This window comes from Psychroserpens sp. SPM9, assembly GCF_025153525.1.
Taxonomy (GTDB): Bacteria; Bacteroidota; Bacteroidia; order Flavobacteriales; family Flavobacteriaceae; genus Psychroserpens.
Map to the genome: position 1 here is coordinate 24,468 of NZ_JANZNR010000009.1, position 23,331 is coordinate 47,798.

A 23,331-nucleotide genomic window follows, 5' to 3' on the forward strand; every position below is an offset into this window, starting at 1 on the left:
ATAATTATTACACCATTGAATACATTTATAAAACACCTATCATTTATAGTCATTATTGCTATAACTTTCACAAACTGTACTACGGAAAAAAAGCAGAATCCTTTTCATATTGGGAAGCATCATGTAGGTTTACTCACAGACTCCACGCAGGTCAAAGATTTAAAATTGATTTTCCCTAATGATTCCATCGCTCGGTTTTCGATTAAAGGCGACGAATTTACAGGTCAAAATAATGATATTGATATCTACTCTACTGAAGGAAAAAAATTATTGAGTCTTACGCCAAGACAAGCCCTTGATTCTACTTCGGTTATTGGAAGTGTTCATATTTTAAGTGAACTTTACAAGACCGATAAAAACATTTCAACATTAAGTACGTTTAAAGATATCAATGAGAACTATAATATTTCCAGTATAGACAACCTTATCAATGCTGTGGTGATTTCTGTTAACGAAATTAACGCATCATTTACTATTGACAAGAAAGAATTACCAGCCAATTTAAGATTCGATATGAATTTAAATATTGAAGCTGTTCAAATTCCAGATGAAGCTAAAATCAAGTATTTTATACTTCACTGGTAACTATTATATCAAACGAAAAACTAATAAAAGGGAGCGCAAATAATTAACAACGAATGAAAAAATATACGATTCAAAAGTCCCCTTTTGTCGTACCTACAACTGATGGCAAAGTAATAAAAGAGCATTTTGGCAATGCTACAAATGGTAATTCTGATATTAGTATTGCTCATATGATTGCTCCTCCTGGTTGGAGTGAGCCGTTTCAAACACCTGCTTTTGATGAATATACCTATATTATCAAAGGCAAAAAGCAGTTTATCATTGAAGATGAAACTGTAGTTCTAAGTGCTGGTCAATCAATTAAAATTGAAAAACATACGCGAGTACAATATTCAAATCCGTTTACCGAACCTTGTGAATACATAGCGATTTGTAGGCCTGCTTTTTCTATGAACTTAGTTAACAGAGAAGCCTAATGAAACAGTTTATTACAAAATCCATAGGTGGCTGTATCAACCTGGTTAGCTTTCTCTCTCCTAAAAGAGCAGGAAAAATGGCGATTTCACTATTTTCTCGTCCGCGTCGAATAAAACTCAAAGAATTAGAAAAGGATTTTTTAATGACGGCTTTTATTGAAGACGTTGAATATGACAACCTGAATATTATGACCTACCGCTGGCTAGGTAAAAAAGACACGGTTTTATTAGCTCATGGCTGGGAAAGTAATTCTTACCGATGGAAGCCTTTAATTGAAAAATTAAAAGCTCTAGATTACAATATTATTTCACTTGATGCACCTGCTCATGGTAGATCGAGCGGAAAAGTATTTAATGCAATCATTTATTCTGAATGTATTAATGTCGTGGCAAAAAAGTTTAATGCTAATATAATTATCGGACATTCGGTTGGTGGAATGGCGGCCGCTTTTTTTCAGCAAAAATACCAGTTACCTTCTATACAAAAGTTAATTTTACTTGGTGCGCCTTCAAATTTTGTCGGTGTTTTTGGACGCTATATTGCCATGATGGGCTACAATAATCGTGTTGCAAAAGCCATGAACAACATCGTCGTTGAACGCTTCAATCAAGAACCCGATTATTTTAATGCAGCGCGTCTTTCGGAACATATAAATGCACACGGACTCATTATACACGATGAATTGGATAAAATAATTCCTTATGAAGATGCCGAAGACTTTGACAACTTTTACAAAAATGCGAAGCTAATTTCTACTAGAGGTTATGGGCATGGTTTAAAATCGGATGAAGTCCACGATCATATTCTTGAATTTATTAGCGCTTAGTTTTGTACTTTTGAAACATGTCTGATCAATTAAAACGAATTAATAAATACCTTAGTGAAGTTGGGTACTGCTCGCGTCGAGAAGCCGATAAACTCATTGATGCTGGACGTGTAACCATTAATGGTGAAATTCCAGAAATGGGAACAAAAATTGCACCTTCAGATGACGTGCATGTCGATGGAAAACTCATTACGAATACTAAAAAAGAGTTTGTCTATCTCGCCTTCAACAAACCCGTTGGAATTGTATGTACTACAGATACACGTGTAGAAAAAGATAATATCATTGATTTTATAAATTATCCTAAACGTATATTTCCTATAGGAAGACTCGACAAGCCAAGTGAAGGTTTAATTCTGCTCACTGATGATGGCGATATCGTTAATAAAATCCTGAGAGCCAGCAACAATCACGAAAAAGAATATATCGTTACAGTTGATAAGCCTATTTCGCAAACCTTCATCAATAGAATGGCTGGCGGAATTTATTTAGAAGATTTAGGAAAAACCACAAAGAAGTGTAAAGTCAAAAAAATTAATTCGAATACCTTCAGTATTATTTTAACACAAGGTTTAAACCGTCAAATTAGACGTATGTGTGAATATTTAACTTATGAAGTGCAAACCTTAAAACGGATTCGGATTATGAATATTTCATTAGACATGCCTATTGGAACCTATCGTGAACTCTCTGCTCAAGAGTTTAAAGACTTAAACAAACTACTTGAAGATTCAACAAAAACGTTCGAATCGAAAAGACAAAGGTAAGCCAACGTTCATATGCTACATCTATTTAAACAGTTATCAAATACCAAACGCAGCATTTTAATTATTGCGCTCATTGTCATATTAGCAATTACCTTCGAGACTTTTCAACAATTATATTACATCAAACGATTCCAAATTGCTAATGATGTTGCTTTCCTCACGATTTTAAAAGCGCAATCCTATCGTTGGGTTATCTGGCTTTTACTATCATTAGTTTTGATAGCTTATTCAAGAACCAATACAACCAAAGAAAAAACTACATTGGGGATTTTAAAACTTGGCGGACTCATTTTAGGCTTGGTGATACTTAATATTTTAATCATATCATTAAGTCAATTATTCTTTTCGGGTGATCACTTTACTTTTTCAGCTTTATTTTCAGAATACCTGCCGTTTTTTATGTATCAAAAAGCACCTATTTATACACTTGGCTATATTGCTATTAGTATGATATTGTACTTATATTTTGAAAACGAAAAACTACAAATTGAAGTCCAAGAGCTTTCAGAATTAAAAACCACTAACGCACGTTTGTTTAAAAAACTCAATTCGACTATTGATGAAAAAGCAAGTGTTCTCAATATTAAAATCGGTAATAAACGTAAAATTATTCCTGTCGAAAACATTAGCTGGATTGAAGCAGACGATTACTGCGTAAAAGTTCATACCACATCAAATGGCGCTTACACCATGCGCAGTTCATTAAAAGCATTAGAAGAAAAATTAAGCACTAACTTTTTAAGAGTGCACCGAAAAGCCATTGTGAATATGTCATTTGCAAAAGAACTACACATGTCAGGCTCTCCTAATCTCGTTCTTGAAAATGATATGGAAATTCCGGTTTCTAAAAGCAACTTAAAAACCGTAAAAGATTTTCTTAATTAGCATATTCTTAACCTAACTTACTGCAAATTCTATAGTGTTCTCTGCAATATAGGTCTAAGTCATCATCTTTTTCACTTCTTTTGAATAGGTTGATTTTATTCTTAGTTGAATGATTTAATAATTATTTCCCATCTGAACTAAACACAAATAACTAACTTAACATTGTGATTATTAATAAAACCTGAAGTGCAGGTTCAGGTGGGTTTTAAACAAATAGAATTTACATGACATATTCAAAACACATTCTTATCGTATTACTTGGCATTTTTTTCACTGGAGTTACGCATGCTCAATATGATTATGAGGCTTCAGAAAAACATCCTTTTGGTTTGCCAAACCCTGAAGCACCAGAGCAAATTAAAGATTTTGAACCTTTAATAGGAACTTGCAATTGCAGTTCAACTACCAGAAAACAAGATGGTTCATGGAATGCCCCTGAAGACATGACTTGGACCTGGAAATACATCCTGAATGGTACTGCGGTTCAAGATGAAACCTTAAAATCTGATGGTGCTCATTCGGGTAGCATCCGACAGTTTATAAAAGACAGTAGCCGTTGGTATGTGCATTGGTATGCTTCAAAAACACCGTCTACCACATTTCCGGTATGGGAAGGCAATAAAAAAGACGGCAAAATTGTGCTTTACAGAGAACAAAAAGCACCTAATGGCACCGAAGGTTTTTTTAGACTAAGCTTTTATGACATAGATAAAACGGGATATAAATGGATTGGCGAATGGGTTGACAAAACGGAATCGGTCGTATATCCAACATGGAAAATAGACTGCAAAAAACGCATGGATATTAGTCATATTGAAGGCAAATGGAAAATAGAGAACAAAGACTCGTATGAGGTTTGGGAAAAAAAATCTGAGAATAGCTACACAGGTTATGGCTATAAATTAAAAGATGGCAAAGAAATTATTAGCGAGCATTTGTCCATCACAATTAATTCTGATTCGATATTATATACAGCTACCGTTTTAAATCAGAACGACCAAAAACCTATCGAATTCACACTAAATCCAGCTATTAACGACGCCTATTCTTTTGAAAATTTGAATCATGATTTTCCTAAAAAAATCATTTACAAAATCGAAAACAAAAACACCATCTCCATTCGAGTTTTAGGTGATAATGGTAAGGGGTTTGGTTATAAATTGCTGAAAATTGACTAACATGTATAAAAATGGTGTCGCGCAAACTATAGAAAACCTATTTAGCAGAGAAACCATTATTGTTATTGATATTAACGCCAATATACAAGACGTCTGGAGCTTACTCACTAATGTAGTAAAACAAAACATATGGAATAGCACGCTTATAGCTATTGAAGGAGAAATGATGCTTGGAGGAAAACTAAAAATAAGATCTAAACTTGCTCCAAACAAAGTGTTTAAAATTAAGGTGAGTTGCTTTGAACCTCATTCGAAAATGATATGGCGTGGTTCTAATGGAAATCGGATTTTTACTTTAAAAAAAATCGAACATAACTGGACTAAAGTAGCCATTTCTGAAAAAATTTCTGGGCTATTTTATCCGTTATATAAAAAACATATCCCTGATTTTGACGACCAATTCAATCAGTTTGCTTCCGATTTAAAAGCAGAAGCTGAAGCGCAAATTATATCAGATTGAAAGCCGTATAAAATCAGAGTTATAAACATCCTGTTTAAAGACATACGTATATGAAATCACAAATCTGCATCCTAAGTATTATCATTGGCCTTAGTCTCGCTCTAGGTTGTACTGAAGAAACACCAAAAAAAACCATATCTTATCTCGAAGTAAATAGCCAGCGATTAAACGAGCTCAATAAAGCTGTTGAAGCAGACACATACGGAACGATTCATAGCATACTCATTCTTAAAGACCATACCATGGTCTTTGAAAAATATTATAACGGTTGGACACAAGATTCGCTACACATGTTACAATCTGCAACAAAAAGTGTTGTCGCAACCCTAATGGGAATTGCGATTAAAGAAGGATTCGTTAAAGATGTAAATCAAAATGTATTACCGTTTTTTGGCGACCGTCCTATTGAACATATTGACGCATGGAAAAAAGAATTAACCATTGAAGACTTATTAACCCAGCGACATGGTTTTGATTGGATGGAAGCGCCTTGGAATTCTCCTGATAATTCATGGCGAAAAGTTTTGGCTTCTGAAGGCGATTGGTATAAAATGATTCTCGACACCCCAATGAAGCACCAGCCAGGAACCGTATTTAATTACAGTAATGCAGCACCTGTTTTAACATCGGGAATTATTCAAGAAGCTTCTAAAATGCCTATTGATAGTTTTGCAAACACCTATCTGTTTAAACCTCTTGGTATTACTAACTATCGTTTTTGGGAAGGCAATGGTGGTCCACAGCATAATGGCGCTGCGCTCCTCTTTTTAAGATCCAGAGATATGCTTAAAATCGGACAATTACACCTCAACAATGGTGTTTGGAATGGTCAACAGCTCTTACCAGAAAACTGGGCAAAAAATGCAGCAGGAACAGCCATCACCAAGAATATTAAAGACAATCGGTTTTATCGCTTCGGATATGATTATTTTTGGTGGAATACACCAAAAGCTACAGAAAACAACCCCAAAGTAGCGTCTCATATTTATGCTGCCAGAGGTGCAGGTGGTCAATATATTATTGTTGATCCAAAAGAAAATATGGTTGTTGTGATAACAGCTTGGGATTTACAAAAGGCCAATTATATTTTCGAAATTTTCACGAAATACATTCAAACCAAAACAAACTTAGAGCCAACGATTCAGCCTGAATTATTTGCTGAAGGAATCTTAACAAACAAGGTAGAAACCTCTCTAACTCTAATGCCAGACCGCAAAGAACTTTATTTTGCTAAAAAAGACTCCTTCTATGCTGGAGGACAAAAAAGTGCCATTTACAAATCGAAGCTAGTCAATAAGCAATGGTCACAACCTGAAGTGGCTAGCTTTTCTGGAGAGTTTTCAGATAGTTCACCTTTTGCAACTCCAGATGGAAACAGAATATATTTCTCATCTAACCGACCCATTTCTGGTACTAAACCCAAAAAAGACAGAGATATTTGGTTTGTTGAAAAACAAGGAGATTCATGGAGTGAACCGCAACATCTGTCTGTGTATAATTCAGAAAAATCAGAATACAGTCCTACACTCGATAAACAAGGACATCTATATTTTGGTTCCTATCGAGACGGTGGTTTAGGGTCTGGTGACCTTTGGGTATCTCATCTAAACAACGGAAGTTATCAAACACCTATAAATTTAGGTAATGCCATAAACACCAAAGGTGGCGAATGGGGAAGTTGTATTGCTCCTGATGGTGATTATATCATTTTTGAAGCCAGTGGTCGTGAGGAGAATATTACACATGATGGCGATTTATATATTAGCTATTATAAAAATAACCAATGGACAAAAGCCAAACATTTAGGCGAACTAAACTCTGGCGGTAGTGATTTGTCACCTAAAATACATCAGGACAAGTTGTATTTTGCCAGTAACAGACACAAGGATTTTAGAGTTGAAATGAACAATAACAATGTAGAATTGTATACTATCGATTTAGCCTCGATTTTACAAAAAGAGTAGTATAATTTATTTAGTAACACCTTTATTTTCTACTGATGATAAATTGTTAAAGTGCATTAAAATCTGAAATAAAATCTGCAAAATATCCTTAAAAATTATGATCTTTATGTTGAAATTCAAAACCGAACTTTAACTATAAATCGAATACTTATGCCTGCAGTTTCTCCATTCCACATAGCTATTCCTGTTCACAATCTTAATGAATGCCGCACCTTTTATAAAGAGATTCTCAATTGTGAAGAAGGTCGTAGTAGTGAGCATTGGGTTGATTTTAATTTCTTCGGGCATCAACTCGTCATCCACTACAAAGCAAAATCAAAGTCAGACGTACATACAAATGCTGTAGACGGTAAATCGGTTCCTGTTCCGCATTATGGTGTCGTTTTACCTTGGGATACATTTCATGAGTTTTCAAAATCGCTAGCTGAAAAAGGTATAAAATTCATCATTAAACCTTACATACGTTTTGAAGGTCAAATTGGGGAACAAGCCACGATGTTTTTCTTGGATCCTTCAGGAAATGCTCTAGAATTTAAAGCCTTTAAAGATATAAATCAGTTATTTGCTAAGTAAGACTTTTGTAAATAGAATGGTAAATAAATCAGTAGAAAAACAGGAATAATTAGTAACTGACAAACTATAATATAATAAGGCCAATCTCCAAAATAATCAAGTACCGAAGCCGATTTTGGCTTTTCATTTAAGTAGAAGTAATTGGCATCTAAAATAAAATTCAACGCGACCATTAAACCAACATAAAGTTGTAGTGCAAAAAAGGACTTAAAGACACTTTTAAGTTTAGGTTTCAGCTTTAAAACAAAAATACTGTAGAAGATGATGAGGAGCAATCCTAAGTGAACAATCCAATATCTAAAATAGTCAAAAGCCGGAAACCCTTCTGCAATATCAGGGGTAATCACACCTTGTAAGGTTCCCGCGATGATCCAAAATATTAAAATTTCAAACATCCAGTATTTCTGATAATAGGTATATATCGGAATTAAAATACCGAGTAGACTACATAAATACAAAGGTAAATCGGTTCTATAATTATAGGTACTAAAAATGCTGTTATAAAGATGAAACCCAATAACTGTAAGCGAAACAAATACAGCGACATAATGGATAAGACGCTGCTGCTTTTTAGAAGCTAAAGTTTTGGCGTACCGCATTAAAAAAGCAGCAAAGATGAAGGCTAAAACTATTGGAAGTAGATGCTCCCAACTACCTATAAGAACACGACCCGAAGCAGTACAACAATTAATCATACTGCAATATAGCTAAATGCATTTACTACATGCGTTGCTCTCGTGCCAACAACGTATTTTTAAGAAGCATTGCAATGGTCATTGGACCAACACCACCAGGAACAGGCGTGATATAACTTGCTTTTTTACTCACGTTTTCAAAATCAACATCACCTGTGATAATATAACCTTTAGGAGATGTTTCATCTGGAACTCTGGTAATACCTACATCTATAATAACCGCATCATCTTTTACCATTTCGGCTTTCAAAAAGTTAGGAACACCTAATGCCGAAATAATAATATCGGCCTGCGAAGTAATTTGGGTAATATTTTTGGTGTGACTATGTGTGAGCGTTACTGTAGAATTTCCTGGAAACCCTTTACGTCCCATCAGGATACTCATTGGACGCCCAACAATATGACTTCTGCCAATCACAACGGTATGCTTTCCTTTTGTTTCTACGCCATAACGATCTAATAATTCTAAAATCCCAAAAGGCGTTGCCGGAATAAACGTACTCATATCTAATGCCATTTTTCCGAAGTTTTCAGGGTGAAATCCATCAACATCCTTACTTGGATCGACTGCCATAAGCACTTTTTGAGTATTAATTTGCGGTGGTAATGGCAACTGAATAATGAAACCATCGATATCATCATCCTGATTTAATTCTTCAATCTTATCTAACAATTCTATTTCGCTGGTGGTATTAGACAAACGAACCATTGTAGACTCAAATCCAACACGCTCACAGGCACGAACTTTACTTCCAACATAGGTTAGACTCGCGCCATCATTTCCAACAATAACGGCCGCCAAATGAGGAACTTTCTCATTTTTAGCTTTCATTTTATCAACCTGTTGTTTGATCTCGTTTTTAATGTCGTTACTTACTTTTTTACCGTCTAAAATTGTCATTGTTGATTGTGTTGTGTTGTGTTTATTTTGAGTAGTCACAAAAAAAGCATGAGAATTATCTCATGCCTTTCATAGCTTGCATCATTGCTTTTCCTTTTCCACCTTGCATCATCTTCATCATTTTGCTCATTTGGTTGAATTGCTTTAAAAGCTGATTGACTTCTTGTACCGAAGTACCTGAACCTTTACCTATTCGCTTTTTTCTGCTTGCATTAATCACAGAAGGGTTAGAGCGCTCTTCTGGTGTCATAGAGTGAATAATGGCTTCAATGCCCTTGAAAGCATCATCATCTATATCGACATCTTTCATCATTTTTCCTGCTCCTGGAATCATTCCGATAAGATCTTTCATATTACCCATTTTCTTGATTTGCTGAATCTGCTTCAAAAAATCATCGAACCCAAATTGGTTCTTGGCAATTTTCTTCTGAATCTTACGTGCTTCTTCCTCATCATATTGCTCCTGAGCTCTTTCAACTAAAGACACAACATCTCCCATACCTAAGATACGATCTGCCATACGTGACGGATAAAAGACATCAATCGCTTCCATCTTTTCACCTGTACCAATAAATTTGATTGGCTTATTTACAACAGATTTAATAGAAATCGCAGCACCACCTCGCGTATCACCATCCAATTTGGTAAGGATTACACCATCAAAATTTAAAATATCGTTAAAGGCTTTTGCTGTATTTACAGCATCCTGACCTGTCATAGAATCTACCACAAATAAGGTCTCCTGTGGCTGAATGGCTTTATGGATATTTGAAATTTCGGTCATCATTGCTTCATCAACAGCTAAACGACCTGCGGTATCAATAATCACTACATTATGTCCGTTTGCTTTGGCATGTGATATACCAGCTTGAGCAATTGCTACAGGATCACTATTGCCTTTATCACTAAAGACTTCAACATTTATTTGATCACCTACAACATGTAATTGATCAATTGCCGCCGGACGATACACATCACAAGCGACTAATAAAGGCTTTTTGGTTTTCTTGTTTTTTAAGTAATTCGCCAGTTTACCAGAGAAGGTGGTTTTACCAGACCCTTGTAAACCCGACATTAATATCACACTTGGATGTCCCGAAAGGTTAATACCTTCGGCGTCGCCTCCCATAAGCTCAGTAAGTTCGTCTTTAACAAGTTTCACCATCAATTGACCTGGCTGTAAACTAGTTAATACGTTTTGACCTAAAGCTTTCTCCTTGACTTTATTGGTAAATTCTTTAGCAATTTTAAAGTTAACATCGGCATCTAATAAGGCTCTACGAACTTCTTTTAAAGTTTCAGCAACATTGACTTCGGTAATACTACCATGACCTTTTAAGACGTGTAATGCTTTATCTAACTTTTCACTTAAATTATTAAACATATTCTTTTAGAATTTAAAGATGCAAATTTAACGATTTGTGATGTATTTATGAAGCGAAGTTTGAAATTAAGCCATAAAAAAAAAGGATTGCTATGACCAACAATCCTTTTTAACCAACTAAAAACTAAAACTAACGGTTAAGCAGACTTAACTATTACTTATATTTTTTTATAGAACAAGTAAAAACAAGAAACTCCTACCTGGCTCCTCTTCTAAACTAACAATTCTTGTTTTAGACTTAGAACTCTAGAATTTGAATTTTTATTCGTTTACATTTTCATAACTTAGCCTCAACCAAAAATCAAAATGTCAAAACCGCTTAAAAATCATATTTGCGAAGAACAGTTGTTCTCATCTATCTTCAGAAAATATTCCAAAGATTTACATGATTTCTTATACTACAAATTTGGAGGTCAGTTAAATCCGCAGGACAAAATGCAGGAAGCCTTTGTAAAATTATGGGAAAACTGTGCTAAAGTACCTCAAGATAAAGCCAAAAGTTTTTTATTTACCACTGCCAATAATTTAATGTTGAATGAATTTGCGCATCGCAAAGTGGTTCTTAAACACCAACAAACCAAACCAAAACATAGCACGAATATAAATCCGGAATTCCTCCTTCAGGAAAAAGAATACCAAGCAAAATTAGAAAAGGCCATCGCTAACTTAACCGAAGCACAGCGCGTTGCTTTTTTGATGAATCGAGTTGAAGGCAAACGTTTTAAAGAAATTGCAGAATTACTTGATATTTCGACAAAAGCTGTAGAAAAACGAATTTATGGTGCCCTAAAAAAATTGAGAAAAGATATTGATGAACTTTAATTAGGCTGGCTGTTGACAAAATATTAAAAAAGAATGGTAGGGATTTTTAACATATAACTGTTATATACCTGAATTTAAGATTATGAACCGAGACGTCCTCATACAAAAATGGTTAGACCATGATTTGAATCCGCAAGAACTTGAAGCATTCAAGCAACTTGAAGATTATCACGATTTAATCACTTTAGACACACATCTAAAAGGTTTTAAAGCTGAAACTGTCAACACAGAAGCAGCTTTAGAATCGGTATGGAGTTCTGTTAGCAATACACCTCAAAAATCCCATAAACTTTTACCTACACTTTCTAAAATCGCAGCTGTTTTAGTGATTTGCTTTGGCTTGTATTATTACACTACGACTTTAGATCAAACAGTTCAAACACTAGCATCACAACACAAATCTATGGTATTACCTGATGCTTCAAAGGTTGAATTAAATGCCATGTCTACGATTAAGTTTAACAAATCTAGTTGGACAAACCTAAGAAATGTCACATTAGATGGCGAAGCTTTTTTTAAAGTAGAGAAAGGAGAAACCTTTGATGTGAATACTAACATGGGAACGGTTCGTGTGCTTGGAACTCAGTTTAACGTTAAACAACGACCTCACTATTTTGAAGTCACTTGCTACGAAGGCAAGGTGAGTGTGCATACAGATACAAAAAACACGACACTCCTTCCTGGAGACAGCTTTTTAATTATTGATGGGAATTATATTGCTACCGAAAAAGAAAATGCACCTCTTCCGTCATGGGTCAACCATAACAGTACGTTTAAAAGTATTCCGTATCGCGAAGTTATCGCCGAATTTGAACGCCAATACAACGTCTCAATTCAATTTGAAAACCTGGATGCTTCACAAAAGTTTACGGGAAGTTTTACGCATAATGATATAGAAATTGCCTTAAAATCCATTACTTTACCATTACAATTAAAGTATAGTAAAACGGATCATATCATTAGGCTAAAACGTGAATAAAAAAAATTTATGCACCTTTTTCATAATTTTGTTCTTTTTGAACTTAGGCAGCATTTTTGCGCAAACTAATTCAAAAAATAAGCGTCCGCTTTCCGAAATTCTAGCACTTTTAGAGGTTAAATACAATATCAACTTCACTTACTTAGATCAAACTATTGAAACTAAAACAGCTGTTTTACCTGACGACAATTTAACGATTGAAGACGCCTTAGAATTTTTAAAAGCAGAAACAAATCTCGATTTTATAATGCTCAGCACAGGCAGTGTGGTCATCTCTAAACGCAGTAACCCTTTTAGTGATTTTATCACCCAGAAACTTGAAGAAGTGGTGATTACCAATTACCTAACAAAAGGGATTTCGAAAAAGAGTGATGGTAAAATTAATATCAAAACAGAGGACTTCGGAATTCTTCCGGGTTTGATTGAACCTGATATCTTACAAAGTATCCAAGCCTTACCTGGGATTTTAAGCGTTGACGAACGTGTGTCAAATATCAATGTAAGAGGTGGCACACACGATCAAAACTTGATTTTATGGGATGGTATAAAAATGTACCAATCTGGGCATTTCTTCGGATTAGTTTCGGCATTCAATCCCTATTTAACGAAAGAAGTCAATGTCTCTAAAAATGGTACAAGTGTTAAATTTGGTGATGGTGTCTCCAGTGTCATCGATATGCAACAATCCAATAGTTTAGATCAGGATTTTAAAGCTGGCGCAGGTTTTAACCTCATTCATGCCGATGGTTTTGCTAAAGTACCTTTAAATGAAAAAGGCGAAATTCAAGTATCTGCCAGACGATCGGTTACCGATTTTATTTTCACTCCAACCTACGACCAATACTTAAAACGTGTGTTTCAGGATAGCGATTTTTCTAATCCGCAGCAAGGAAATTCAGAAATCGTATCAAATAACGAACGTTTTTACTTTTATGATATTGCTACTAAATTTCTGTATGACGTTACAGACCAAGATCAATTTCGGTTTAATTTTCTAACCATAAACAACAAACTCACCTACGACCAGCAATCAAATACTGATGCTCAAATTCCTTTAAAAAATGAGTTAGAACAATCCAACTTTGCAACTGGTGTAGAATATCTAAAATACTGGAACAGCAAACTAACCACCACGGCTCAACTCTATTTTACAACTTACGATTTAAAGGCTACCAATTTTGATATAATTAATGACCAAGAACTTAATCAAGACAATCATGTTGAAGATTTTGGTATAAAAATTAATGCAACCAATCATATAGATGAACATTTAAAACTTCATGGAGGTTATCAGTTTAGTGAGGTAATCATTAGCAATGCCGAAACAATAGACAATCCGAGTTTTGAAAGTTTTATAAAAGAAGTTGTAAGAACGCATTCTATTTATGGCGAAGCCGAATTCACCTCTGCTAACCGAAACACTTACGCCAGAATAGGACTAAGAACCAATTATATCGAAAAATTTTCAGAGTTTTTTACCGAGCCGAGATTGTCCTTAAGTCATAAACTAAATAACGATTTTAGACTCGAATTTTTAGCCGAACTCAAAAGCCAAACTACATCGCAAATAATAGACTTACAGAATGACTTTTTAGGTATTGAAAAACGACGGTGGATTTTATCAAACAATGAAGATATTCCCATTATTAAAAGTGTTCAGGCCGCCTTCGGAATTCATTACAACAAGAACAAGCTCCTCATTAGTGCCGAAGCTTTTATTAAAAATGTGGAAGGCATAACCACTCAAAGTCAAGGCTTTCAAAATCAATTTCAGTTTAATAATGCTCTTGGCAAGTATCAGGTTAATGGCATTGATTTTTTAATTAATAAACAATTTGATTCGTTTAGTACCTGGTTAAGTTATTCGTTTAGTAAAAACGACTACACTTTTGACGATTTAAATAACGGTGTGGACTTTCCTAATAATTTAGATATCAGACACACGGCTACGTTTGCAGGCACTTACGCTATCAACAATTTAAAATTAGCTTTGGGTGTTAACTGGCACTCTGGAAAACCACAAACGCTTCCTTTAGAAAATCAGTCTAATATGAGTAATCAAATCGACTACGAAGCTCCCAACAGCACCAATTTGAACGATTATTTTAGAACAGATTTGTCTGCAACCTATCAGTTAAAATTTACTAATAAGCTCAATGCCTCTATTGGAGCATCGATATGGAACCTCTTAGATACCAAGAATGTAATCAACCGCTATTTCACTAAGAACAATGATGGTGATATTATAACCATTGAGAATTTATCATTAGGAATTACGCCTAATATTAGTTTTAGATTGCAATTCTAAAAAACGCCAGAACAACATTTTTGTTGGGCTTCAGATTTAAAAAAAATTGTACATTTAGTATCTAAAATTTATACTATGAAACGCTACCTACTATGCTTAATGACTTTTATTTTATGTACGTCTTCTTTCACTTTAAGTGCTCAAGATTTTAATGTTCCTGAAGCTGCAGTTCTAAAAACAGCCAATGATTACAAAACGTATGAAAAGGATGTGATTGACGGAATTAACTGGATTACAAACACACCTCTTGATGAGCAAAAAGACAAGAGAAAAGAAGTGAATGCGTTTCTAATGCGCTGGATGACCGGAACGCCAACAGTTTCAATTGAAGTTAGCTCGTATTTAGTTGAAATTAGTGAGAAAAACCCAGAACTTTTAATACTTTTCTTATCGGGATGGACCAAATTTGCCATTGAAAATCCTGATAATTCTGACGCTTTTCAAGGCAATCTTGCCGGAATGAAAATGGTCCTTGAAGTCTATGAAAAAAATAAAAAATCTGGTATAAAAAAAGATAGAGCCTTAGAAAAACTGCTAAAAAGAAAATCGGATGAAGATCTAGAAAAATGGATACAAAAGAAATTGAAAAGTTAAAATACCCAATAGGAACATTTCAAAATCCTAAGCATATCTCTTCGGAACACATCAATACGTGGATTGCAGCTATTGAACAGTTTCCGAACGCTGTAGAAAGCATCACTAAAGATCTAAATCCAGAACAATTACAATGGCAATACAGGCCTGATGGTTGGACGATTAAACAAGTGGTTCATCATTGTGCCGATAGCCATATGAACAGTATTATTCGTTTTAAACTCGCCTTAACCGAAGATGCGCCAACCATTAAACCCTACGAAGAAAACCTTTGGGCAAATTTAATTGATGGCAATGACGATAATCTTGAAAACTCTTTGTGTTTACTTAAAGGTCTTCATGCCAAACTTGGTAAGCTGCTCCGCAATATTTCCAAAACTGAACTTTCCAGAGAATTTATACATCCTGAACACGGTAAACGTTTTAGATTAGACGAAACTATTGGTACTTATGCATGGCATAGCAATCACCATTTGGCACATATAAAACAAGCGCTAAAATATAAAGGTAAGTTTTAAACTTACTGGACTTCAAAGTCAAAATAGGTTTTTGGAAATGGTTCCCAACGCAAGGTAAAATGCCACCATTCTTTTGAGTAATTTCTAAAATTATGTTTCAGCATCACCTTCTGTAATAATTGTCGGTTTGCCTTTTGCTCTTTAGTTAAATCTGGATGCTCAACCCAAGAGGCTTTTCCGAAGAAATCATACGGACTTCCCATATCTAACGGCTCATTGGTATTACCGTTAATGATAGTGAGATCTAGTGTGCTTCCACGACTATGCCCAGATCGTGTCGCAATATATTCTTCACGAAATAAATGCTGCTTTTTAACATCTGGATAAAACTGCTGCTTATTAATTGTATCATTTAAATCTTTGGCCCAACGTATAAAGTGGTTAACAGCGCGTTGCGGTCTGTAACCATCATACACACGTAAACATAAATTTTGCTCCTGGAGTTCGTCTTGAACTTTTTTTAAGGCTTCAGCCGATTGTTTTGTAAGAATGAGCCGATTAGCTTTATAGCCTGTAATGGTATCGCCTACAAAATTATTAGTTGAAAAGTAACGCAGTTCGACATCAATATCGGGAATCACATCTTTAACATAAACAAATCCTTCAGGTAACCCGTTTTGCTCTTGTTTAGAAAACGAAAAAGTGACCAGAACACTTAACAGAATTAATATTTTGTGAATCTTCATGATATAGCTAATTTAGATAAAATTTAGGTGATGGACTTATTTTCTAATGAAAAAACGATATTAAAACTTCCAAATGCAGAGTTAATCTACATCTCTAATTTTTATAATACCGAAAAAGCCAATCACTATTTCGAAGTTTTGAAAAACACCATAAAATGGCAACAAGACGATATTACGATCTTCGGAAAAACTTACAAACAACCTCGACTCACAGCTTTATATGCCGACAACAACAAGCCCTATTCTTACTCTAACATCGTTATGAAACCCCATCGATTCACGGAAGAATTATTAACTATTAAATCGGATATAGAAAGCGAAGTCCAGCATAAATTCACATCGGTTTTACTAAACTTATATCGCAACGGGAACGATAGTAATGGTTGGCATGCCGATAATGAAAAAGCACTTGGAAGCAACCCTGTAATTGCTTCAGTAAGTTTTGGAGCAACACGACCGTTTCACTTTAAACATCGAACAATTAAAGATGAGCGTCATAAAATACCTCTTGAACATGGAAGCTTACTCTTAATGAAAGACGAAATGCAGCATTTTTGGTTGCATCAAATAGCAAAAACAAAAACAGTTATTGACGAACGTATTAATCTCACATTCAGAACACTCATATAAGAATATATAAAAAGAAAAAACCAAGGTCCCTCAACCTTGGTTCTCCTAATTTGCTTTTTATATATGTGGTAGATTTAGGGTCTCTAATTCTGCACATATGCAAATATTAATTAATTAATCCATTGAACTAAAAACTAAATTTTAGTACACTTCAAATATAGAACTCTATTTCAATTTACAAGTTAAAATACATTATTAATCGTTGAAATACACTTAATTTTAACATTTTCAGACGAAATATTGCATTTCATCGATGAAATACATTTTATAGTTTTTAAAATTTGAGCTATTAAAACGGTATCAGCATATAATTTTCGTCTGTATTTTTAGTTAACTTTGGTACATCATAATTATGATTGTCATTAAAAATTTCTAAAATGAAATATTACTTAACTGCAATACTTATTTGTTTCATCATTGTTGTACCTGCACAAGAAGTCAATTACACTTCCGAAGAAATAGCTATCAATGAACATATCGATGGCACCTTATTAACTCCAAAAGACAAAACAAAACCAAGTTTAGCAATTATTATAGCTGGATCTGGTCCTACAGATAGAAATGGTAATCAAAATTTTCTAAAGAATAATTCTCTAAAAAAACTTGCCGAATCTTTAACGAGTCAAGGTATTGCTACATTTAGGTACGATAAACGGATTGTCAAGCAAATTTTAAAAAACAAGGTCGATCCTAATATCACATTTGATGATTTTGTTACTGATGCGATTTCGGTGGTTGCTCATTTTAAAAAGGAGAATCTTTATTCAGCTATATATGTGATTGGTCACAGTCAAGGCAGTCTTGTGGGAATGCTTGCGGCTAAAAATCGTGCTGACGGATTTATTTCACTGGCTGGTGCCGGACAATCCATTGATGAAGTAATAACCCAACAGGTTGCAGCAATGGACCCAACACTTGTTGAAGGGACAAAGAAAGCCTTTGAAAATTTGAAGCAAGGCAAAACAACTACCGATTATCCTCCAGCTTTAGCGTCTATCTTTAGAGCCGATGTACAACCCTTTATAATGAACTGGATGCAATATAATCCTCAGGATATAATTACATCTTTAAAGATTCCGGTACTTATTATCAATGGAACAAAAGACCTTCAGGTGTCTGTAGATGAAGCTAAACTTTTAAAAACAGCTTCAGATAACGCCGAATTAAAAATTATTGACAATATGAATCATGTCCTTTTTATTATTGAAGGCGGTCAATTAGAAAATTCAAAATCTTATAATGAATCTTCGCGAAAAATTTCGGAAGAATTAATCAGCACTATTTCTCAGTTCATACTTAAGTAATTTACGCTTCAGTGTAACAACTCCAACGCCTATAATGTTAAAAACGCATCTCAAAGTCTGAGATGCGTTTTTACTAACTAATCAACCAAATGATAAATGTTACTCCGTTATGCGAGGTAATCACTCCTCTACTAACATCATCATAAACATTTACATTTTATATAAAGCAAATCGCGTGCCAAACTCAATTTGCAAATTAAAAATGTTTGATGTAAATTTGATATCAAAATAATATCATATTGAATTAATCAACTAAACTTTAAACCCATGAAAGAAGAAAAAATAATTGTCCCAGCAAATGGCTATCTCATGCTCTTTGTATTCCTTATACTCTTTTTTGGAAGCATCGCAGCCATGATAATCATGAAAAACCCAATTTTTATCATATCTATAGTCATGGCTCTTTTTATTGCTCCAGGATTTATTATGGTACAACCTAATGGTTCAAGAGTTCTTTTGTTATTTGGAAAATACATTGGAACTGTCAAAAAGAATGGGTTCTATTGGGTTAATCCATTTTATACTAAAAAGAAAATCTCTTTACGTGCAAGAAACTTTGACAGTGAGCGCTTGAAAGTCAATGATAAACTTGGTAATCCTGTCATGATTAGTACCATTTTGGTTTGGCGTGTTCAAAACACTTACAAAGCAGCTTTTGATGTTGATATCTACGAGAATTTTGTACGTGTACAAACCGATGCTGCGGTTCGTAAGCTAGCAAGCATGTATCCTTATGACAATTTTGCAGATGAAGGTCACGATGAAGATATCACCTTACGATCTAGTGTCAATGAAGTGAGTAATGCCTTAGAAAAGGAAATTGATGAACGCTTATCTATTGCCGGAATTGAAGTCCTAGAAGCACGAATTGGCTATTTGGCCTATGCGCAAGAAATAGCAAACGCAATGCTTAAGCGCCAACAAGCAACAGCTATTGTAGCTGCCCGACATAAAATTGTGGAAGGCGCAGTGAGCATGGTCGAAATGGCACTTGAAGAACTAGGAAAAAAGCAAATTGTAGATTTAGATGAAGAACGCAAAGCTGCCATGGTAAGCAACCTTATGGTTATCCTTTGTGGTGATAAAGATGCTTCACCTGTTTTAAACACAGGAACCTTAAATCATTAAAATGAATAAAAAACAAACTTACAGTATTGCACTCGGTGTCGCTTTTGGTACCAGTTTCGGAACAACAGCTGGCGCTGTTATAGGAAACGTTGCTATGGGCGTTGTTTATGGTTCATTACTAGGAACTGTTATCGGTGTAGTTTTAGCATTAGTCGTCTTTAAAAATGAAAATGACCAAACAAATCGTGAATAACTATGAAAGAATATAAAGTGGTAAGTTGGAAAATGGGGATTTCCAATAACAACAAAAAATTAGAAAATACGCTCAACGAATACGCAATTTCTGGATGGCGAGTCATCCATGTAGCTGAACAAAGTGCACGAATCATTTTTGAGCGCGATAAAAACAGATAATATGAAATCTGAACGACCAAAAATAAAAGTCCCTTGGGAACCTTTAGATATCATCACCGATTTGATATCTATCAGCCTCATTGTAGCGATGATTGCATATACCCTACTTTATTTTGGAGAATTGTCAGATACCATTCCAACCCATTTTAATGCCTCTGGAGAAGCGGACGGCTTTAATGATAAGATTTATATTTGGATGCTGCCTCTTGTTGGTGTGTTTACATTTTCTTTGTTATTTTTTCTGAACACAAAGCCACATATACATAATTATATGGTTCCTATTACCGAAGATAATGCTTTAAAAAACTACAGATTTAGTACGCGAGTACTTCGGTTCACCAATTTGTTTGTAGCCATCATTTTTTCCGTTATTCAATATATTATGGTTGAAAAAGGGCGTGGTAATCCCATTCGTCTTGGCGGATGGTTTTTGCCTGTGGTTATTGGATTTAGCATTTTGCTACCAATATTCATATTCGTATATAACAAAAAACTTAATGCTAAATGATTTTAAACGTTGCATATCTGTTTTTAGTTTTTATATTAAGTCTAATACTATTAGTTATAAAGTAAAACATGTCAAAAAAGAAAGCATTTGCATTACGAATCAATGAAGATATGCTCAAAGCAATCGAGAAATGGGCTTCTGATGAGTTTCGAAGTACCAATGGTCAGATTGAATGGATGCTGATGCAATACCTTAAAGAAAAAAACAGGCAACCCAAACCTAAAAAAACAGATCACAGCGACTCTTAATTGAATCGCTTTTTTTATGCGCTTTAATTTTGGTATTTTGCAGGCACTAACACATTTCAAATATGGATACGACACCTTTATTTACTAATGATACTATTGTTTTTGGAATCCTAATGCTCGCATTAGGGTTTGTATTTGTCACCGAATCTATAAAAACCGGGTTTTGGCCTCAGTTTTATAAAATTGTTCCTGGTTTATTTATGGCTTATATGATTCCAGCTATTTTGACTACTACCGGACTTATTTCTCCGGAATGGAAAACCGTTTCTGAAACAGGAGAAGTCACAGAACATAGTACAAGTTTATATTATGTTGCCAGTCGTTATTTATTACCTGCTGCATTGGTTTTAATGACCTTAAGCATCGATTTAAAAGCTGTTTTTAATCTCGGCTGGAAAGCTTTGGTTATGTTTTTTACAGGAACTTTAGGAATTGTTATTGGAGGACCAATCGCTATACTTATAATCGCTGCTATTTCGCCTGAAACTGTTGGTGGCGCAGGTCCAGATGCTGTTTGGAGAGGTTTATCAACACTTGCAGGAAGCTGGATTGGTGGTGGTGCCAATCAAACTGCAATGTTAGAAATATATGAATACAATCAAGCTAAATATGGTGCTATGGTATTTGTCGATATCGTCGTTGCTAATATATGGATGGCAGTCATTTTAATAGGAATAGGAAAACGTAATCGTATCAATAAATGGTTAAAAGCCGACACCTCTTCAATTGAAGATCTCAAAGAAAAAGTATCGACATTTTCAGAAAGTGTAAAACGCAATCCGTCGCTTACAGATCTTATGATTATTGGAGCCATTGCTTTCGGAACTGTTAGTCTTTCACATTTATGTTCTAACTTTTTAGCACCTTTCTTTGAAAACTTAGTTGCAGGTATCGAATCACAAACAACACGTAATTTATTTACGTTTTTAGGTTCAAAATTCTTTTGGATGATTAGTATTGCTACTTTAATTGCCATTCTGCTTTCCAATACAAAAGCACGCAATTACGAAGGTGCTGGTGCCAGTAAATTTGGAAGCGTGTTTATTTATATTCTTGTTGCAACTATCGGAATGAAAATGGATCTTACTCTTATTTTTGACAACCTAGGCCTCATTGGTATCGGTATTATCTGGATGAGTATTCATGCCTTACTCCTTATTGGAGTTGCCAAACTTATCAAAGCACCTTATTTCTTTTTAGCGGTCGGAAGTCAAGCTAATGTTGGTGGTGCAGCCTCTGCTCCTATTGTTGCGTCTGCCTTTCATCCGTCGCTGGCAACTGTAGGCGTACTCCTAGCAGTATTTGGATATGCCATTGGAACTATTGCTGCTATTGGTTGTACTATTTTAATGGAATTAGCCGCTGCAGGTTAGTATTTAAAAAATAATTATAAGATATTTGCCCTCTTAAAATTTAAAACTAAATGAAGCATATTATTGTTCTATTTATCGGATTCTTACTCGTGTCTTGTGGAAATGAAACACAACATGATTTTACACTTATAGGTCATGTCAAAGGTTTAAAGAAAGGAAACGTTTACCTCCAAAAACAGCAAGATACTGTTATGGTCACTTTAGATTCGATGGAAGTGAATGGTCATTCTAATTTTGAATTGCATACCGACTTAGAGGAACCTGAAATTTTATTTCTGAAATTAGACAAAAATGATAACGAAGAAGGCACTGTTGCTTTTTTTGCAGACAAAGGAATCACAGAAATTAATTCAACCCTAAAAAACTTCAACTTTGACGCTGTAATCAAAGGGTCTAAACAGCAAGAAGTACTCGATGAATATCTCCTCATGATGTCAAAATTTAATGACAAAAATTTAGACATGATTAAAGAGAGTTTAGAATCTCAACAAGCTAAAGACACTATTAAAACTAAGGATTTAGAAACCCGTTTTGATCAACTCCTAAAGCAAAAGTACTTGTACACTATAAATTTTGCGGTTAATCATCCCGATAGTGAAGTAGCTCCTTATTTAGCCATCAGTGAAGTACCAAATACGAGCATCAAATTTTTGGAAGACATCTATAATGCCTTAACAGAAAACATTAAAGCTTCTAAATATGGTAAACAACTTAAAGTGTATATTGACGATCGAAAAGCTGAAGAAGCTCAATAAACAAAAACGATAGTGCACAAAAAAAGTCTCCAGTAAATTGGAGACTTTTTTTATTTGATTGAAGAGCCGATGGAGGGACTCGAACCCACGACCTGCTGATTACAAATCAGCTGCTCTAGCCAGCTGAGCTACATCGGCGTTTTAAGAGGTGCAAATATAACATTGCTGGTTAAATTTGCAAATACTCTTAAAAAGAATTAGCTCAATTTGTTTAATTTGTCGATTAACGCTCTTCCTTTGGTTTCTAGTTCATTATTGATTGCCTTAAAGTGTGCTTTCTTATTCTCAACACTTTTATCATTTACCTTAGCAATCAATTCATCGAACGTTGCAATAGCTTCATCAATAATTGCTTCACTCTTCTTAGTGTCTTTGTCTGTGTTATTATATTCCCAAACATAAACCGCTTCTATAATATCTCCTAAAACAAAATTGATGTCTTTTTTCAGGTCTCTAATATTTGCCATAATTTTTATTTTTATTTGCTAC

The 23,331-nt window shown here is 34.7% G+C and carries 28 protein-coding genes and 1 tRNA gene; 23 read left to right on the forward strand and 6 right to left on the reverse strand.

Annotated elements, in window-relative coordinates:
* Window positions 1-15: 15 nt before the first annotated feature.
* From N4270_RS16165 to N4270_RS16205, 9 genes are all read left to right on the forward strand, one after another.
* Complete coding sequence (locus tag N4270_RS16165; protein WP_260098393.1) at window positions 16-585, forward strand: hypothetical protein; 570 nt, start codon at window positions 16-18, stop codon at window positions 583-585.
* A gap of 53 nt (window positions 586-638) precedes the next feature.
* Window positions 639-1,001 carry a cupin domain-containing protein gene (locus N4270_RS16170; RefSeq protein WP_260098394.1) on the forward strand — a complete coding sequence of 121 codons (363 nt, stop codon included), beginning with the start codon at window positions 639-641 and terminating at the stop codon, window positions 999-1,001.
* The gene (locus N4270_RS16175) at window positions 1,001-1,828 is read left to right on the forward strand and encodes an alpha/beta hydrolase (RefSeq protein ID WP_260098395.1); all 828 of its coding nucleotides are present in this window, start codon (window positions 1,001-1,003) and stop codon (window positions 1,826-1,828) included. The genes N4270_RS16170 and N4270_RS16175 overlap by 1 nt, the downstream gene beginning before the upstream one ends.
* 17 nt (window positions 1,829-1,845) lie before the next feature.
* Entirely contained in the window at window positions 1,846-2,595 is a 750-nt protein-coding gene (gene rluF, locus N4270_RS16180) for a 23S rRNA pseudouridine(2604) synthase RluF (RefSeq protein WP_260098396.1), read from the forward strand.
* 12 nt (window positions 2,596-2,607) lie between these two features.
* Complete coding sequence (locus N4270_RS16185; RefSeq protein WP_260098397.1) at window positions 2,608-3,480, forward strand: LytTR family DNA-binding domain-containing protein; 873 nt, start codon at window positions 2,608-2,610, stop codon at window positions 3,478-3,480.
* A 224-nt stretch (window positions 3,481-3,704) separates the two neighbouring features.
* Window positions 3,705-4,658: a DUF6265 family protein gene (locus N4270_RS16190; protein WP_260098398.1), complete on the forward strand. Its 954-nt coding sequence runs from the start codon at window positions 3,705-3,707 to the stop codon at window positions 4,656-4,658.
* Entirely contained in the window at window positions 4,651-5,118 is a 468-nt protein-coding gene (locus tag N4270_RS16195; protein ID WP_260098399.1) for a hypothetical protein, read from the forward strand. The genes N4270_RS16190 and N4270_RS16195 overlap by 8 nt, the downstream gene beginning before the upstream one ends.
* A 50-nt stretch (window positions 5,119-5,168) precedes the next feature.
* On the forward strand, window positions 5,169-7,082 hold the full coding sequence (locus tag N4270_RS16200) for a beta-lactamase family protein (RefSeq protein ID WP_260098400.1): 1,914 nt from the start codon (window positions 5,169-5,171) through the stop codon (window positions 7,080-7,082).
* Between the two features lie 150 nt (window positions 7,083-7,232).
* Complete coding sequence (locus N4270_RS16205; RefSeq protein ID WP_260098401.1) at window positions 7,233-7,655, forward strand: VOC family protein; 423 nt, start codon at window positions 7,233-7,235, stop codon at window positions 7,653-7,655.
* Here the strand turns inward: N4270_RS16205 and N4270_RS16210 are convergent.
* The 3 genes from N4270_RS16210 to ffh are packed head-to-tail and all read right to left on the reverse strand — an operon-like array spanning window position 7,637 to window position 10,635.
* Window positions 7,637-8,350 carry a TIGR02206 family membrane protein gene (locus N4270_RS16210; protein WP_260098402.1) on the reverse strand — a complete coding sequence of 238 codons (714 nt, stop codon included), beginning with the start codon at window positions 8,348-8,350 and terminating at the stop codon, window positions 7,637-7,639. The genes N4270_RS16205 and N4270_RS16210 overlap by 19 nt on opposite strands.
* Window positions 8,351-8,375: 25 nt before the next feature.
* Window positions 8,376-9,251, reverse strand: coding sequence for a bifunctional 5,10-methylenetetrahydrofolate dehydrogenase/5,10-methenyltetrahydrofolate cyclohydrolase (locus N4270_RS16215; protein WP_260098403.1), 876 nt, complete (start codon window positions 9,249-9,251; stop codon window positions 8,376-8,378).
* 55 nt (window positions 9,252-9,306) lie between these two features.
* Window positions 9,307-10,635 (reverse strand): signal recognition particle protein, encoded by a 1,329-nt coding sequence (ffh, locus tag N4270_RS16220; protein ID WP_260098404.1) that lies wholly within the window; start codon window positions 10,633-10,635, stop codon window positions 9,307-9,309.
* Between the two features lie 306 nt (window positions 10,636-10,941).
* On the opposite strand from ffh, the gene N4270_RS16225 reads away from it, so the two are divergent.
* The 5 genes from N4270_RS16225 to N4270_RS16245 all read left to right on the forward strand — a co-directional run bounded on the left by N4270_RS16225 (window position 10,942) and on the right by N4270_RS16245 (window position 15,856).
* Window positions 10,942-11,457, forward strand: coding sequence for an RNA polymerase sigma factor (locus N4270_RS16225; RefSeq protein ID WP_260098405.1), 516 nt, complete (start codon window positions 10,942-10,944; stop codon window positions 11,455-11,457).
* An 82-nt stretch (window positions 11,458-11,539) separates the two neighbouring features.
* Window positions 11,540-12,436, forward strand: coding sequence for a FecR family protein (locus N4270_RS16230; protein WP_260098406.1), 897 nt, complete (start codon window positions 11,540-11,542; stop codon window positions 12,434-12,436).
* A gap of 37 nt (window positions 12,437-12,473) precedes the next feature.
* A complete protein-coding gene (locus tag N4270_RS16235) occupies window positions 12,474-14,744 on the forward strand; it encodes a TonB-dependent siderophore receptor (protein WP_260098407.1) in 2,271 nt (756 codons plus the stop codon).
* A 75-nt stretch (window positions 14,745-14,819) separates the two neighbouring features.
* Window positions 14,820-15,338 (forward strand): hypothetical protein, encoded by a 519-nt coding sequence (locus tag N4270_RS16240; protein WP_260098408.1) that lies wholly within the window; start codon window positions 14,820-14,822, stop codon window positions 15,336-15,338.
* Window positions 15,311-15,856 (forward strand): YfiT family bacillithiol transferase, encoded by a 546-nt coding sequence (locus N4270_RS16245; protein WP_260098409.1) that lies wholly within the window; start codon window positions 15,311-15,313, stop codon window positions 15,854-15,856. Before N4270_RS16240 ends, N4270_RS16245 begins: the two co-directional genes overlap by 28 nt.
* 2 nt (window positions 15,857-15,858) lie before the next feature.
* On the opposite strand, the gene N4270_RS16250 is transcribed toward N4270_RS16245, so the two are convergent.
* Entirely contained in the window at window positions 15,859-16,542 is a 684-nt protein-coding gene (locus N4270_RS16250) for a M15 family metallopeptidase (RefSeq protein WP_260098410.1), read from the reverse strand.
* A gap of 30 nt (window positions 16,543-16,572) precedes the next feature.
* Between N4270_RS16250 and N4270_RS16255 the strand changes: the two genes are divergently transcribed.
* The 9 genes from N4270_RS16255 (at window position 16,573) to N4270_RS16295 (ending at window position 22,842) form a co-directional block, all read left to right on the forward strand.
* Entirely contained in the window at window positions 16,573-17,172 is a 600-nt protein-coding gene (locus tag N4270_RS16255) for an alpha-ketoglutarate-dependent dioxygenase AlkB (RefSeq protein ID WP_260098411.1), read from the forward strand.
* Window positions 17,173-17,549: 377 nt separating this feature from the next.
* Window positions 17,550-18,476 carry an alpha/beta hydrolase gene (locus tag N4270_RS16260; protein WP_260098412.1) on the forward strand — a complete coding sequence of 309 codons (927 nt, stop codon included), beginning with the start codon at window positions 17,550-17,552 and terminating at the stop codon, window positions 18,474-18,476.
* Between the two features lie 267 nt (window positions 18,477-18,743).
* Entirely contained in the window at window positions 18,744-19,604 is an 861-nt protein-coding gene (locus N4270_RS16265) for an SPFH domain-containing protein (protein WP_260098413.1), read from the forward strand.
* A gap of 1 nt (window position 19,605) precedes the next feature.
* Window positions 19,606-19,797, forward strand: coding sequence for a hypothetical protein (locus N4270_RS16270; protein WP_260098414.1), 192 nt, complete (start codon window positions 19,606-19,608; stop codon window positions 19,795-19,797).
* Window positions 19,798-19,799: 2 nt separating this feature from the next.
* Entirely contained in the window at window positions 19,800-19,958 is a 159-nt protein-coding gene (locus N4270_RS16275) for a DUF4177 domain-containing protein (protein ID WP_260098415.1), read from the forward strand.
* Window position 19,959: 1 nt separating this feature from the next.
* Entirely contained in the window at window positions 19,960-20,466 is a 507-nt protein-coding gene (locus tag N4270_RS16280; RefSeq protein WP_260098416.1) for a DUF1648 domain-containing protein, read from the forward strand.
* Between the two features lie 68 nt (window positions 20,467-20,534).
* Window positions 20,535-20,714, forward strand: a complete 180-nt coding sequence (locus tag N4270_RS16285; protein ID WP_260098417.1) for an Arc family DNA binding domain-containing protein — start codon at window positions 20,535-20,537, stop codon at window positions 20,712-20,714.
* A 62-nt stretch (window positions 20,715-20,776) separates the two neighbouring features.
* On the forward strand, window positions 20,777-22,087 hold the full coding sequence (locus N4270_RS16290) for a DUF819 domain-containing protein (protein ID WP_260098418.1): 1,311 nt from the start codon (window positions 20,777-20,779) through the stop codon (window positions 22,085-22,087).
* Between the two features lie 50 nt (window positions 22,088-22,137).
* On the forward strand, window positions 22,138-22,842 hold the full coding sequence (locus N4270_RS16295; protein ID WP_260098419.1) for a DUF4369 domain-containing protein: 705 nt from the start codon (window positions 22,138-22,140) through the stop codon (window positions 22,840-22,842).
* Between the two features lie 64 nt (window positions 22,843-22,906).
* Here N4270_RS16295 and N4270_RS16300 read toward each other — a convergent pair.
* Window positions 22,907-22,980: transfer RNA gene (locus N4270_RS16300), tRNA-Thr, on the reverse strand.
* 59 nt (window positions 22,981-23,039) lie between these two features.
* The gene (locus N4270_RS16305; RefSeq protein ID WP_260098420.1) at window positions 23,040-23,309 is read right to left on the reverse strand and encodes a hypothetical protein; all 270 of its coding nucleotides are present in this window, start codon (window positions 23,307-23,309) and stop codon (window positions 23,040-23,042) included.
* Between the last annotated feature and the right edge of the window lie 22 nt (window positions 23,310-23,331).